The 14,062-nt window shown below is 49.1% G+C and carries 13 protein-coding genes; all 13 read left to right on the top strand.

Translation table 11 applies throughout. The features are described 5' to 3' along the window. The first annotated feature begins 288 nt into the window (after window positions 1-288). The 13 genes from HMPREF3178_RS04455 (at window position 289) to HMPREF3178_RS04395 (ending at window position 13,826) form a co-directional block, all read left to right on the top strand. Window positions 289-1,347, top strand: coding sequence for an ATP-grasp domain-containing protein (locus HMPREF3178_RS04455; protein WP_004026600.1), 1,059 nt, complete (start codon window positions 289-291; stop codon window positions 1,345-1,347). Window positions 1,348-1,358: 11 nt separating this feature from the next. Further along, on the top strand, window positions 1,359-2,501 hold the full coding sequence (locus tag HMPREF3178_RS04450; RefSeq protein WP_069335030.1) for a phosphoribosyltransferase domain-containing protein: 1,143 nt from the start codon (window positions 1,359-1,361) through the stop codon (window positions 2,499-2,501). Then, complete coding sequence (locus tag HMPREF3178_RS04445; RefSeq protein ID WP_004181732.1) at window positions 2,494-3,267, top strand: HAD family hydrolase; 774 nt, start codon at window positions 2,494-2,496, stop codon at window positions 3,265-3,267. Before HMPREF3178_RS04450 ends, HMPREF3178_RS04445 begins: the two co-directional genes overlap by 8 nt. A gap of 1 nt (window position 3,268) precedes the next feature. After that, complete coding sequence (locus tag HMPREF3178_RS04440; RefSeq protein ID WP_004210251.1) at window positions 3,269-4,348, top strand: cysteine protease StiP family protein; 1,080 nt, start codon at window positions 3,269-3,271, stop codon at window positions 4,346-4,348. Next, on the top strand, window positions 4,348-5,304 hold the full coding sequence (locus tag HMPREF3178_RS04435; protein WP_014386544.1) for an HpcH/HpaI aldolase/citrate lyase family protein: 957 nt from the start codon (window positions 4,348-4,350) through the stop codon (window positions 5,302-5,304). Before HMPREF3178_RS04440 ends, HMPREF3178_RS04435 begins: the two co-directional genes overlap by 1 nt. A 10-nt stretch (window positions 5,305-5,314) precedes the next feature. Next, window positions 5,315-6,538 (top strand): DUF4236 domain-containing protein, encoded by a 1,224-nt coding sequence (locus tag HMPREF3178_RS04430; protein WP_032731879.1) that lies wholly within the window; start codon window positions 5,315-5,317, stop codon window positions 6,536-6,538. A gap of 2 nt (window positions 6,539-6,540) precedes the next feature. Further along, window positions 6,541-6,999 carry a type II toxin-antitoxin system HicB family antitoxin gene (locus HMPREF3178_RS04425; protein WP_032731877.1) on the top strand — a complete coding sequence of 153 codons (459 nt, stop codon included), beginning with the start codon at window positions 6,541-6,543 and terminating at the stop codon, window positions 6,997-6,999. 490 nt (window positions 7,000-7,489) lie between these two features. After that, the gene (locus HMPREF3178_RS04420; RefSeq protein ID WP_004026588.1) at window positions 7,490-8,128 is read left to right on the top strand and encodes a vWA domain-containing protein; all 639 of its coding nucleotides are present in this window, start codon (window positions 7,490-7,492) and stop codon (window positions 8,126-8,128) included. A gap of 24 nt (window positions 8,129-8,152) precedes the next feature. Further along, window positions 8,153-8,794 (top strand): TerD family protein, encoded by a 642-nt coding sequence (locus HMPREF3178_RS04415; protein WP_004026586.1) that lies wholly within the window; start codon window positions 8,153-8,155, stop codon window positions 8,792-8,794. Next, entirely contained in the window at window positions 8,795-9,433 is a 639-nt protein-coding gene (locus HMPREF3178_RS04410; RefSeq protein WP_032731875.1) for a vWA domain-containing protein, read from the top strand. It abuts the gene before it with no gap. A 92-nt stretch (window positions 9,434-9,525) separates the two neighbouring features. After that, window positions 9,526-10,566, top strand: coding sequence for a TerY-C metal binding domain-containing protein (locus HMPREF3178_RS04405; protein ID WP_032732017.1), 1,041 nt, complete (start codon window positions 9,526-9,528; stop codon window positions 10,564-10,566). Next, window positions 10,566-12,299 carry a PP2C family serine/threonine-protein phosphatase gene (locus HMPREF3178_RS04400; RefSeq protein WP_032731874.1) on the top strand — a complete coding sequence of 578 codons (1,734 nt, stop codon included), beginning with the start codon at window positions 10,566-10,568 and terminating at the stop codon, window positions 12,297-12,299. Before HMPREF3178_RS04405 ends, HMPREF3178_RS04400 begins: the two co-directional genes overlap by 1 nt. A 27-nt stretch (window positions 12,300-12,326) precedes the next feature. Beyond that, window positions 12,327-13,826: a helix-hairpin-helix domain-containing protein gene (locus tag HMPREF3178_RS04395; protein WP_032731872.1), complete on the top strand. Its 1,500-nt coding sequence runs from the start codon at window positions 12,327-12,329 to the stop codon at window positions 13,824-13,826. The last annotated feature ends 236 nt before the right edge of the window (window positions 13,827-14,062 follow it).

Here is a 14,062-nt window from a genome sequence, read left to right as displayed (position 1 = left end):
CCGGATTTTTATAAAATTCATTTTCAAACAGAATGCATCTAAATCATATCATGACAAAGTTCACCCGCAAGGTAAAAACTGGTGGGTTTCTGGAATTTACATTTAATTACGTTGGGCGGGTAGGTGGTGGTTTGATATATATTATTGTTATTAAGTGGTTTTTGTGGTCTAAACGGAAAGTCAAAAACAGCGAGTGATTATCATATTATGATTGACATGGCGCAGGTCAGTTCTTAGACTCATGTATTACAAAAATCTCATCCGCTTTTCAGGCGACAATTATAAAAAATGAAAAAGAAAATTTGGTTTATGGAAGGGCTATCTTCCCAGCGAGACATTATCCTTGGAGTGAAATCATTTGCGGAAAAGGAAAATCATGATATTGAAATCTTTTCTTCTCATCGCAACGAGAGGAAAGAGATCTTGTCTGTTTCCGATTTTTCAATGATCGAACCTAACAACGAAGAAGAACGTCTTTCTTTTATTCATTCCATTACTGACGCTCATGGTATTAATGCGATACATACTGGTCGCAACTGTAAATGGTTTGAAAGCCACCGGGAAAACATTCAACGTTCTGGTGTCCACCTGACTACCGGGTCAACGGGGACTCACTGGTTTGAATTAGCCGATGAAAAAGTTACTTTTTCCGAGTTTATGGAAAAAAATGGGCTTCCGGTTGTCCCGTCGGTTCGGGTAAAAAATGTAGACGAGCTTCGTACTCTGCTGAGTCATCCCCCTTTCCCTTCTGATTGCCTCTGCATTAAACCTGTTACAGGCATTTATGGCATGGGATTCTGGCGTTTTGATGACAATGTTTCCCCGGTAGCTTTTCTCAACAATCCTGATAGCCGTGTTATCCACCCATCACAGTATCTGGCTGCTCATGCCCGGATGGACTGCTTTACTCCACAAGTACTGATGCCCTATTTACCCGGACCAGAATACTCTGTGGATATGGTGGTAAGTCAAGGCACGGTCCTGGCCGCTATCGGGCGGCGTAAAGAAGGTGTGCTTCAGTATCTGGAAAATGAAGGGGAAGCGATTGAACTTGCCATCAACTGCGCCCGCCTAATGAACGCAGACGGCATGGTCAATGTACAGACACGCCATAATGCCGAAGGCAAACCACTATTGCTGGAAATTAACATGCGGCCATCAGGTGGTATCGGTTATACGCAGCACAGTGGCGTGAATCTGCCGGGTCTGTATGCCTTCCATACACTTGGGCTGATGGATGATGATCAGGTCAGGCAGTCAGCGAAAACTGATTTTTCACCTGCAGTCGTCCGCTCTGTTACCGATGTCATTCTCTATCCGGCATCATTGACCAACAGGATTGATTAATGGAGACAGATATGTCAGAAATTGATGGTAATTTCGTTTATCAAAAGACATTATCCTGTGGGCGAATTGAGGTAAGCAGCGAGGAAACCGATTATCCTCTTACTGATCTCTTTGATATCGCCGAACGGCGGAATCCAAAACGCGCATTTCTGTTTGTCAGTAAAGTGCTGGGTCGACATATTCCTGTCTCTCCTCTGGTCATGCGCAATGTTTATACACAGCTGGCGGATAAGTTTCCCGGGACTCTGGACGGGCCGGTGGTATTTATCGGGATGGCTGAGACGGCTGTCGGCCTCGGGGCGGGAGTGTTTGATGAGGTGCGCAAGCATCACCCTGACTGTGTTTATCTGACATCAACCCGCCATCCGGTCGATGCCGAACTGTTGTGCGAGTTTAAAGAAGAGCACAGCCATGCAACAGACCACCTGATCTACTATCCAGTTTCTGCTGCCATGCGGCAAACCGTAGCGGAGGCACAAACATTAGTGCTCGTGGATGATGAAGCCACGACAGGGAAAACGTTCCTCAATCTTCTCGCCTCATTACGTGCATCGGGTGCACTCCGGAAGGTACGACGGGTTATTGCTGTCACGCTGACTGACTGGAGCGGAGAAGCACTCAGTCAGAACAGCCCCCTGCCCCTACATACAGTATCGCTCATCTCCGGCAACTGGCGCTGGACACCCGAACCGGATGCCACGCTGCCTGTCATGCCCCAGGTAAATGTGACCTCCAGAGGGAACATCCCGATCACCGGCAAACAATCCTGGGGGCGACTCGGGATGCAGATACCGGCGAGTGACCTGGGTCTCCAGGTTCAGGTTTCGCACGGTGAAAACATTCTGGTACTGGGCACCGGTGAATTTGTCTGGGAGCCGTTCCTGCTGGCTGAGCGACTTGAAGCGGCAGGTGCTCAGGTCGTGTTCAGTTCGACGACCCGCTCACCGATTTCCACTGGTTATGCTATCCAGTCCGCCATTGCTTTCAGCGATAACTACGGACTGGGTATTCCAAATTATGTCTATAACGTTGCTCATCAGCAGTTTGACCGGATCCTGATTTGTTGCGAAACGCCAGCTTCCAGCGTGGACCCCCGACTGCTTGAGGCGCTTTCCGCTGTCGCTCCCACTGTAGAGGTGATTACCTATGAATAAGCCCGTCGTCTTCAGCGACCTCGATGACACCCTGTTCCAGACCCGCCGAAAAATGGTTGATGAACTTGCCCTTGAACCGTTCCGGACCGGCGCACTGGATCGCAGCCTCACGCCTCGCAGTTTTATGACCGAAGAGCAGGCCATGCTGGTGGACTGGTTGCTGGAACATGCGGACCTCATTCCGGTGACGGCCAGAGGTACGGAAGAAATCAGTCGGGTACAGATCCCCTTCCGTTCCTGGGCCGTGACCACTCATGGCGCGGTGATCCTTCGTCCAGATGGTACGCCAGACAGCGACTGGAAAGCCCATATGCTGGAGTGCCTGTCCTCCTACGCCGACCGCTTAACATCAATGCAACATATCATCACCGAGCTCATGGATGCGCGAGGCATTAATGCCTGGGCACGCCTCAACTACGAATATGAGGGTACGCCGGTGTATCTGGTCATGAAGCACCGCGACAGCACGAAGCTTGATGAACTGAACGCTGTCGGGGATGAGATTGAGCGCGTTTTTTCGACCGAAGGGTTTTACATCCACCGTAACAGCAACAACATTGCCTGGTTACCCTGCCCGGTAGAAAAAGGGCTGGCCGTTTCATGGTTGCTGGAGAAACTGCGTCAGGAGCGCGGGGTTTTCCCGGTGATGGGGCTGGGTGACAGCCTGAGCGACCATCGGTTCATGAAACTCTGCAGCTGGTTTGGTCTTCCACGCCAGAGTCAGTTTGCCGAGGCCATATCACAGCGTATTTTTGGAGAGCAATAAGATGTCGCATTTTGCCCCGTTTTCTGGTTCCTATAAACCGGACGATGTTCACTTTTTGCTGAAACCCATTGTCATGGAGATGACACCGGTTGACCTGAAGGAAGAACTGATTCAGTCAGGAAAAATGCATTATTCCGACATGTTAAGCCAGGAACCAGAGCCGACCCGCTGGCACCTGGATCTTTTCACCCGTGCGCTTGACTCGGGAGCTGCACGTCTGGCACGGGAGGTATCTTATCTTGCTCGTGAACTGGCCCGTCGTGCTGGCGATGAACCCATTGTCCTGGTCAGCCTGGTCAGAGCTGGTGTTCCACTGGGGGTCATGCTGCATCAGGCTCTGCGTGCGATGGGAAAACAGTCTTTCCACTACGGGATCAGCATTATCCGCGACAGGGGTATTGATGCTGCGGCGCTTGATTTTATCGAATCACGCCATGGTACTGGTGGCATAGTGTTTGTCGACGGCTGGACGGGAAAAGGAGCTATTACCGGCGAATTATCCCGCACACTGAAGGACCGTCCCGGTTATCCGGAGCAGCCTCGACTGGTTGTGCTGGCTGACCCCTGCGGATGTGCCTGGCTTGCTGCCAGTGACGATGACTGGCTTATCCCGTTCGGTATCATGGGCGCGCCTGTCTCGGGTCTGATTTCGCGCTCTGTCTGGGCCGAAGAAGGCCTGCATGGCTGTGTGGTTTGCGATCACCTTCAGTCTTTTGAATGTAGCCAGATGCTGGTGGATACGGTAGCACATTTCCGTGAACAGCTTGACGGTAAACCCCTTCCCGCTTCTGGCTGGGACGCAGGGAAAAATGCCGCACGCTGGCAGCTGAGCAGAAAAGTTATCCAGAGCCTTGCTGCGCGTTATGAGGTGGACAGCATTAACCGCATTAAGCCGGGTATCGCTGAAGCGACGCGGGCGGTTCTGCGTCGTGTACCTGATCATGTTTTTGTTCGCCAGATGGATGACCCGGATGTTTCTCTTCTGGTTGGGCTGGCAAAAGAGAAAGGTATCCAGGTGACGGAAGCCGGGGATACGCTCGGTCAGTATCGTGCGGTTACCATTATCAAAAAGGTACGCTGATGAAAAAACAACCCAACCCATGGGAACTCGGTGCCACGCTGTATATGCCTGCCACACGCAAGGATATCGCTGAGGTCGTTCTGGAAGGGAAAATACCGGGGCTACGCTCTCTGGTTGTCTGCCTGGAAGATGCGGTCAGCGAGCATGACATCCCTCTTGCGATTCAGAATCTTTCACTGTTTTTGAAGCAATTGAGACACGCAAGAGCCGTCAACGATGATGAGAAGTACCCACTGGTATTTATCCGCCCACGTCACACTGATATGGGGGGATGGTTAACGACTAATTTGGACCTGAGTGCAGTTGATGGTTTTGTACTGCCCAAATTCACCCTTTCCACGCTCCCGGTTTGGTGGGACATCATGGCAGGAACATCATTGATGATGATGCCAACGCTTGAAACCGAAGAAGTCTATGATGTTATTAAAATGCAGGCGCTGGCAAATGAACTTTCGAGTCATGACTGCCGTGACCGCATAATCGCTTTGCGGATCGGCGGAAACGATCTCATGAACGTCGTGTCTCTGCGACGGCCACGGGATCTGACCCTTTATGACACTCCTATGGGTTATGTCATAAAAATGCTTGTGTCAGTATTCGCTCCTCGTGATTTTGCGCTTACCGCACCAGTATGCGAACACATCGACGATCACGGCGTTCTGGGACGAGAACTCTCTATGGATATCGCCCATGGGCTGGTGGGTAAAACGGCCATTCATCCTGATCAGATTAGTGTCATAGAGGAGGCGCTTAAAGTGTCTCCTGGTGAGCATTCAGATGCGTTACGAATTCTGAATTCCACCCAGGCAGTCTTCAAATCTCAGGGAGCGATGTGTGAACCGGCCACCCATCGCCGGTGGGCTCAGGGGATCCTGGGACGGGGACAGGTTTACGGTCTGACTACGGGGCAAAATCCGGAAGGAATCAGGCTTATTCCAGTTTCTAAGCAGCACTAAGGAAGAATATATGGGATTCAGATTTCGTAAATCGATCAGCATTATCCCGGGGGTCAGGGTTAACCTGAGTAACGGGGCCCCCAGCCTGAGTATTGGCCCCCGTGGAGCTTCGCTGTCAGTGGGAAAGAATGGAACGTTTGCCTACCTGGGCCTACCCGGAACGGGACTGAGTTACCGCACCCGGATTGACAGAACAGCACGGGAAAGAGTGAATACCAGGCATCAGGCAGATCCCGGTCTGAGGTCTGAACTGGAGCTGGTGGTGGAAAAACTGATGTCCACCGTAACAGCGATAACCAATATCCATGAACTCTCCCCTTCCCCAAAGGGAGGGAATACCTGGGCCATGCTCGAGACACAGTACCTGGCGCTCCGTCAGGGCAGTTTCACTCTTCCTGCGCCGGTACGACCAAACAAACCTGAATATATACCACTTCCACCAGAACCTGATGAGCATGCCGGTTGCGGCTTCCTTGGGGGATGGTTTGAATCTGATGCAGCCCGACAGGAGCGACAGAACGAAAATCTTCGGCGGTGGCAGGTGACAGTCGCTGATATTGAACGTGAAAATGCGTTGCTGAAGCAGCGTTATGAGAAACAGCGTATAGCCTGGGCTGAGCAGTACGCAGAATGGCAGCATCAGTACCAGGAGCATGAAAAAAATCGCACGGAGTCTGTAGCTTTAGCGAAAGAGCAATTCCGGTCTGACGCCCGCTTCTTTGAACATTGTCTTGAGGAAGTTTTCTCGCAAACAGAATGGCCGCGAGCAACAATGGTGTCGTTTGAGGTACGACCTGAGGAATCAACAGTCTGGCTTGATGTTGATTTACCTGAGATTGAGGATATGCCTGATAAAGTGTATAGCGTGAATGCCCGGGGAACTGATATCAATGAAAAAGCCATGACGCAGAAAGCGGTCCGGGAAAGTTACGCTAAACACGTTCACGGATGCCTGCTGAGATTAGCAGCAATCGTTTTCCAGACGCTTCCGTTTGAACAGGTCGTCATTTCAGGCTTCACTCAGCGGGTAAGTAAACGCACTGGATATCTTGAAGACGAGTACATTATTTCCTGGCGGGTATGCCGCTCTGAAATCGAACTAATCAACTTCGGGAATCTGCGTGGCCTTGACCCCATTGAAGCATTAGGTGATCGAGGTCTGATCAGGAAAATGAGTGCGACTTACATTTTTCAGCCTATAGAACCACTGACCCATATGGCAGGTACCGACTGAATATGCAATTAAACACCAGACAGGAAAGAGTTTACACCCTGGCTAACATACTGGGCTCAGGGAAGCCTGTATCGGCGCAATCCATCACCGCGACGCTGGCCTGTTCTGAGCCGACTCTAAGCCGGGCGCTTAAAGAGCTGAGGGAAACCTACGCTGCTGAAATTAAATACAGTAAGGCTGGCCACTCCTATCAGATGGTAAACTCCGGATTACTGGATAAGAAAACACTCAAGAGAATGAGTGAGGCGCTGGACCTTAATTCTGATTTAAAAACACATGACCAGGGGGCACGGGTGGTACTGGATAAGGATATAAAAACTTCCGTTTCCCTGTCGATAAGACGCCGTGTTCTTCGCAAAATTGACAAACTGGCTGCGCTAAGCGGTACATCAAGAAGCGAGTCAGTAGAAAAATTAGTAGAGTTAAAAATTGATGAAATTATCAATGAAATGAATAAATAGCAGAATATTAATGGGGTGGTTGTTCTCACTCCACTAATCGGCAATCCTTACCATTTTCCCAACAGGTATTTATTGTATTGCTACAGATAAATAGTAGATAAATAGCAAATTAATAAAATAAAGATTCTTAATGTATAAATAATTCCCGTGTTTTATTTTATTGGTTTTCTTTTGACTGACCATCGTCGGCGTATTATTAAATGCAAAAGCGTTAAACCATATTTTATATAGGTTATGACCTGTCCGGTTTCCCTGCGACGGGTTATCAGTATGGCGAATGCCTACTAATAATTGCGGGAATCGTATTGTTGAAATATTGCAAATTTGTATTGTTGCTCAACCAACTCGCGCGTTTGAAACAACGTGAAAATCTCACTTTGTGATTGCTGAACTAACTATATGCCTTTGTTTTTAGTACTATGATATGAAGTGTTTATAAAACCATGTTCAGGAAACGAGTTCCCCCATCAACCATTAAGGAAAGTTTAAGATGAGAAGACTACCCGTCTATCTGCTTCTCGATACATCAGGTTCAATGCACGGAGAGCCTATAGAGGCAGTTAAAAATGGTGTCCAGACACTACTGACCACCCTGAAGCAGGATCCTTATGCACTGGAAACTGCATATGTCTCTGTCATTACTTTTGACTCTACTGCTCGTCAGGCCGTACCTCTTACAGATCTCCTCAGTTTCAATCTCCCCTCTTTTTCGGCAAGCGGAACTACCGCTCTGGGCGAAGCCTTATCCCTGACTGCAAACCGAATTGATGCAGAAGTTCAGAAAACGACAGCGGAGACAAAAGGCGACTGGCGTCCACTCGTTTTCCTGATGACGGATGGTGGCCCTACTGATGACTGGCGTAAAGGACTTAATGAATTCAAAGCAGCCAAAAAAGGGGTAGTTGTCGCCTGTGCTGCCGGGCATGATGCCGATACGGATGTGCTTAAGGAGATCACCGAAATTGTTCTCCAGCTGGACACTGCCGACAGCTCTTCCATCAAAGCTTTTTTCAAATGGGTGTCTGCCAGTGTTTCCGTAGGTAGCCAGAAAGTCGATGCCGGTAAAAAAGAAGTTATCGGTCTTGATGATTTGCCTCCACCGCCGCCAGAAGTAAACGTGGTTTTATAAGCAATCAACTTAAGAGAGGATCCTATGACTGTCAGCTTACGGAAAGGGCAAGGCGTCAGCCTGCGTAAAAATGAGTTCGATCTTTCCTCAGTCACGATAGGTCTTGGCTGGGACATCAATGAAGAGAAAAAAGGGTTCCTGGGCGGAATTTTTGGCAAAAAAGAGGAAGAGTATGACCTCGATGTTATTGCCTTTCTCTGCAACGCAGCCGGTAAAGTGACTGACCTTGGCAATGTTGAAAATGGTAAGCCGACACTGGTTAACGGCGATATCGTTTTCTTCAACAGCCTTCGCCATAAATCAGGGCAGATCTGGTTGACCGGCGATAACCGGACAGGTGCCGGTGACGGAGACGATGAGCAAATTATCGTAAAACTAAACAGCATCGATCCGAAGTACGAAAAAATTGTCTTTATTGTTCAGATCTACAACGGCGAAAAATTACAGCAGCACTTTGGAAAAGTGCAAAATGCATTTATCCGGGCGGTAGACGGAAAAAATGTGGAAATGGCACGCTTTGACCTCTCCGGCGGTGTAGCCTTTAATGGTCAGCGATCGATGGTCTTTGCTGAGCTTGTCCGGGAATCCAGTGGCTGGAAACTGAATGCGATAGGCGAGCCTTCCACCTCCGATTCGTTCGTAAGCCATCTGAGGAACTATATCTAAATGCGAAGACTACCCGTATATCTGCTCATCGATACTTCCGGCTCAATGAGAGGAGAATCGATACATTCAGTGAATGTGGGTGTGCAGGCTATGCTGAGTGCCCTGAGACAGGACCCTTATGCGCTCGAAAGCGTCCATATCTCAATAATTACATACGATAATGAAGCCCGGGAGTATGTTCCTCTCACTGCCCTGGCGGACTTTCAGTTTTCTGATATAGAAGTACCAAGCGCGGGCGGTACGTTTACCGGCGCGGCGCTTGAATGTTTGATCCAGTGTGTGGACCGGGATATTCGCCGCTCTGATGGTGAACAGAAAGGCGACTGGAGACCGCTGGTGTTTCTGATGACAGATGGTACTCCGTCAGATGCCTGGGCTTATGGGGAGGCTGTGAAAGAGGTTAAGCGGCGTTCGTTTGGCTCCATTATAGCCTGTGCTGTTGGCCCTAAAGCGGGACACGAACATCTGAAACTACTGACTGACAAAGTTGTGGCTCTTGAAACACTGGATTCGACCGCATTTTCAGGCTTTTTTAAATGGGTCAGTGCCAGCGTGGCTTCAGGAAGCTCCAGTGCCGGAGTCACTACTGATTCGGACACACTTCCACCACCACCACCCGAAATCCAGCTTGTTCTGTAACTTACGCCGGTATGGCAGGGAATAACCCTGCCGTATACCGATAAAGTCCATCTCTGCCATGGACGTCACATTTTGCTATGAGGGAGTTTCCTGTGAGACGACTTCCCGTTTTTTTTGTTCTGGACTGTTCTGAGTCCATGATTGGTGAAAACCTGAAAAGGATGAATGATGGCTTGCAGAAGATTGTGAGCGATCTGCGTAAGGACCCTCATGCTCTGGAGACTGTCTGGGTGTCAGTAATTGCCTTTGCCGGTATTGCCAGAACGATTGTCCCGTTACATGACATTTTGTCTTTTTATCCCCCCCGCCTTCCTGTCGGTGGAGGAACTAACCTCGCGACTGCCTTACGGGAACTGACAACACAGATAGATTCTCAGGTCCGAAAAACGACGCTGGAAGAAAAAGGTGACTGGAAGCCAGTTGTCTACTTACTTACTGACGGCCGACCGACAGATGACATTTCAGCTGAGATTAAGCGCTGGAACGAATATTACGCAAAAAAAGTGAATATGATTGCTGTGGGGATCGGACCATCAGTTGATCTCAGTGTACTCAGGCAACTGACTGAAAACGTCTTATCGTTTACCGAAAATCAGGAAGGCGATTTTTCGCGGTTTATCCAGTGGATCACAGCTTCAGTCACAGCTCACAGTCGTAGTGTTGGCGAGGATTCTCAGCCGCCCCTTAAACAAACTGACTATATCGTCAAACTTGCCAAAGATGACACAGTCCGTGCATACGATGAAAACTGTGTGGTATTAACCGGGCGTTGCAGTAAAACCCGTCGACCCTATCTGATTAAGTATGAGCGTCCGCCAGCCAGGGTATCGGGACTCGCTTTCGATCTAAACCTTAACAGCTTTAACATTGCTGGTTGTTATCCTGTGGATGAAGATTACTTCTCATGGACGGATATGGCCGTAGCGGGGGCGCAGATAAACACCAGTGAACTCCATGGCGTACCAGGGTGCCCACACTGCGGAAACAGTAGTGCTTTTGCGATGTGTACCTGCGGAAAACTTCTCTGTATTGATGGGCCTGATGATGTGAACTGCCCATGGTGTGGGAAAGGTTTGTCCTTTCAGAGCGAGGGTGGAAATTCAGATTTTAACGTTAGCAGAGGACGCGGCTAATGAGCGAGTTCATTACACCTGAACATAAAATTATTGCTCTCATTCTGGAGGCATCAGGGGAACCGACTGATGCTGATAAAGTATGCTGTCTTGGTAACATACCTGATGTTGCCCTTGCTGTGCGGCAGCTGAGAGAAACGGTCATTCAACACTGTGCAAGCGAAGCCATACCGGCGGAGAACACTCAAACAGTTTCAGAACGTCTTACCCAGCCTTTTTCTGACAATATCCTCCCACCTCAAAACTCTGGTGAAAGCGAAGCTGATAGACCTGAGATTGAACCCGTCCATGCTGCTACTGCACTTCAGGGAAATGATAAGCAGGAAGCGCATAGTGAAATGGTGGATGATACAGCGTCAGAAGGCGTTCAGGGACACACTGAAGAAGTTCCTGATGCAACCGGGGTCTTACAGACCGAGGCTTCCGTCACGGCGCAACCAGAAGACATGGACAAAACCGTTCCGGTTGTTTCTGACAACCTTTCAGCTGACACCGCAGTCAGGGCTTTACGGCCCGGGGAAGTACCTCAGAGAGTGGAGAATAAAACATCCCCTGCCCCCGGAAAAGTGCCGGAGGTGTTTATCATGCTGCCAAATGCACGGGCAGGAGAACCCTACGATGTTCGACTGGAAATAGCGACCGATACAGGTGTTGAGGCAGAGATCACGGAGGTTAACTTCTCTCAGGACATAGGGCTGATATTTGATATCAATGAGCGACGCCTCCAGGGGACACCAGGGCAGAGCGGAGACTTTGAACTGACTGTGAAATGGTCATGCAGCTCACATCGTGATAATGAAAAAAAGTTACTTTTTGTCGTGAACCCTGATCCGAAAAGTCTCTGGAAAGTGATTGACCCGCCTTCTGATGCACCATTCTACAAGAAGAGTATCGACCACCAGAGTGTCTGTCGGTCAGGTATTCATATTGCCGGAGCAAGCCGTCGTGGACGCTCCCATGAACATGTAGGCTCTTTTCGTGACGACGATTATTACCTCAACTTCAGTGATGTATCCGGATGGAGTGTATTACTGGTGGCTGATGGCGCGGGGAGCGCTAAATATTCCCGGGAAGGCTCCCGCATCGTTTCTGAAACCGTTGGTAACTATCTCTTCAACCAGTTCAAGACTGAGAAAGGGCTTGAGATCAAAAACAGGGTCCTTCGCTGGAACAGTGAAGATCAGCGAGCAGTATGGGAGTTTATAAACCACCACTTCCGACAGGCAGCGGTACTGGCCGTAAACAATATCAGCAGTGCCGCAATTTTGGCTGAAGATAAAGTAAAGTCATTCTCAACAACTTTACTCGCGACCGTCACTTTTCGCGACGGTGCCGATCTGTTTGCCGCGTCTTTCTGGTTAGGTGACGGTGCGATAGCTGCATATGGACCTGCTGGCAAAGTCAGAGTGCTTGGGACACCGGATAGCGGAGAGTACGCAGGTCAGACGCGGTTTCTGGATGCCGATGCCGTCAGTGATGCCGGATTCAGTAAACGTATTAGTATCGGTAAGTGGAACGACATATCGCATCTGGTTCTGATGACTGATGGTGTTTCCGATCCCTGGTTTGAAACGGATAACGGGCTTCAGAATCCACAAAAATGGGACAGGCTGATGGCCGAGCTCTCTCCCCTACTCACAGACCCTGAACATGCCTCGGCACAACTGGTGGAGTGGCTTAACTTTTTCTCTCCGGGAAATCACGATGATCGCACAATCATTGTGCTCTGGTGAAATTAATGCGATAGCAGGTGGCTATTCATGGCAAATATAATTACATGCAAAACTAAGGATGGGAAAACCATTCAGTATGTCGATGAAGTCATCGGCTCTGGCTCAATGAAAGACGTTTATTTTTCTCCGGATAAATCATATGTCGTAGCCTTCTACCATAAACCGCAGAATGAACAGGCCCGGGAACGTATCAACATGATCACCGGGAGGTACCGGCAGAATATTTTTGAGCAGACGGGTGGAGATTACTGGAAAGGTCTCTTCTGCTGGCCCACTGATGTGGTTGAGCACGCTGATAAGGTGGGTATTGTTGTACCTGCTTACCAGCGGCATTTCTTCTTCCGGTATGGTTCCAAAAACAATGATTTCCTCGGGATCAAAGGACGAGAAAAGGAAGGGAAATGGTTTGCCAGTGCGAACAATCAGAATAAATTTCTCGATCCACGTGAACGTGGCAATACGCTTAACTATCTGAAGGTCTGCATCCTTCTAACGCGTGCAGTCAGACGAATGCATGCTGCGGGCCTGTGTCATAGTGACCTGAGTTATAAAAATGTGCTGATAGATCCGGAACTAGGCCACGCATGCATTATTGATGTTGATGGGCTGGTGGTTCCGGGAAAATATCCTCCAGACGTGGTTGGCACACCTGATTTTATTGCCCCGGAAGTGGTGAAGACAAGCCATCTCCCCAAAGACGATCCCCGCCGCGTATTGCCGAGTATCGCTACCGACCGGCATGCACTTTCGGTACTCATTTACATGTATCTTCTTTTCCGCCACCCGTTACGGGGAGGAAAAATTCACGATATCGATGATGAGGTCAGGGATGAGTCGCTTTCCATGGGAGAGCGGGCACTTTTTATCGAACACCCGACTGACAGAAGCAATGCAGTTAAGGTTAATCAGGTCTCATCGTTTTCGCTCCCGTGGGCAGATCCTCAGAAAATCCCGTACACCATTATGGGGCCCTACCTGAAACCTCTCTTCGACCGGGCTTTTATTGACGGGTTGCATGATCCGTCGAAGCGCCCTACAGCCGATGAATGGGAGAGCGCCCTGGTAAAAACCGTCGATCTCATCCAGCCATGCCAGAACAAGGATTGTGACCAGAAATGGTACGTTTTCAATGGCAAGACGAAACCCGTTTGTCCCTACTGCGGTACACCCTACAAAGGCAAACTCCCCATCCTTAATCTGTATTCGACGAGAAAGGCTGGAACTTTCAGGCCAGATGATCACCGGCTTATGGTGTGGAGCGGTCAGTCATTATATGTATGGCACGTCAACCGACTGATTGCTCCTAACGAACGAACCTCCGATGAGCAGAAGAAAAGGGTTGGTTATTTCGTCTTCCATAATGACCAGTGGTGGCTGGTTAACGAGGGGCTTAGCGGGCTCATATCACTTCCCGATCGGAAAACGGTCGGCATTGGTGAAAAGTTGCCGCTTGAGGACAACACCCAGTTCATCCTGTCTTCAGAGGATGGTGGGCGATTGGTAGTGGTTCAGCTTTTGAATAATTAGATATATTACTGGTCATTGATATCATAACTTCAATATGAGCCCACCATCAGGTGGGCCATAATTATCACAGTCGAAACGCAACATTACGGGTATACTGATTTTTCAATTCAGTATTCGACATACTCAGACCATCTTTAGGCATCATTGATTATATTTCCTTCAATGAAGGTCTTCCTCGCTATATTACCTACAAGATTGGGTAATGCTGCCAACTTACTGATTTAGTGTATGATGGT

The organism is Klebsiella sp. HMSC09D12 (assembly GCF_001808475.1).
In the GTDB taxonomy this organism is placed as follows: Bacteria; Pseudomonadota; Gammaproteobacteria; order Enterobacterales; family Enterobacteriaceae; genus Klebsiella; species Klebsiella oxytoca.
This window is presented reverse-complemented; position numbering and strand designations above follow the sequence as displayed.

Excerpts from the sequence above, each read along its gene's own strand:
- HMPREF3178_RS04455 (WP_004026600.1), top strand. The coding sequence starts at position 289 with ATGAAAAAGAAAATTTGGTTTATGGAAGGGCTATCTTCCCAGCGAGAC.
- HMPREF3178_RS04440 (WP_004210251.1), top strand. The coding sequence starts at position 3,269 with ATGTCGCATTTTGCCCCGTTTTCTGGTTCCTATAAACCGGACGATGTT.
- HMPREF3178_RS04425 (WP_032731877.1), top strand. The coding sequence starts at position 6,541 with ATGCAATTAAACACCAGACAGGAAAGAGTTTACACCCTGGCTAACATA.
- HMPREF3178_RS04445 (WP_004181732.1), top strand. The coding sequence starts at position 2,494 with ATGAATAAGCCCGTCGTCTTCAGCGACCTCGATGACACCCTGTTCCAG.
- HMPREF3178_RS04395 (WP_032731872.1), top strand. The coding sequence starts at position 12,327 with ATGGCAAATATAATTACATGCAAAACTAAGGATGGGAAAACCATTCAG.
- HMPREF3178_RS04450 (WP_069335030.1), top strand. The coding sequence starts at position 1,359 with ATGTCAGAAATTGATGGTAATTTCGTTTATCAAAAGACATTATCCTGT.
- HMPREF3178_RS04420 (WP_004026588.1), top strand. The coding sequence starts at position 7,490 with ATGAGAAGACTACCCGTCTATCTGCTTCTCGATACATCAGGTTCAATG.
- HMPREF3178_RS04400 (WP_032731874.1), top strand. The coding sequence starts at position 10,566 with ATGAGCGAGTTCATTACACCTGAACATAAAATTATTGCTCTCATTCTG.
- HMPREF3178_RS04435 (WP_014386544.1), top strand. The coding sequence starts at position 4,348 with ATGAAAAAACAACCCAACCCATGGGAACTCGGTGCCACGCTGTATATG.
- HMPREF3178_RS04415 (WP_004026586.1), top strand. The coding sequence starts at position 8,153 with ATGACTGTCAGCTTACGGAAAGGGCAAGGCGTCAGCCTGCGTAAAAAT.
- HMPREF3178_RS04410 (WP_032731875.1), top strand. The coding sequence starts at position 8,795 with ATGCGAAGACTACCCGTATATCTGCTCATCGATACTTCCGGCTCAATG.
- HMPREF3178_RS04430 (WP_032731879.1), top strand. The coding sequence starts at position 5,315 with ATGGGATTCAGATTTCGTAAATCGATCAGCATTATCCCGGGGGTCAGG.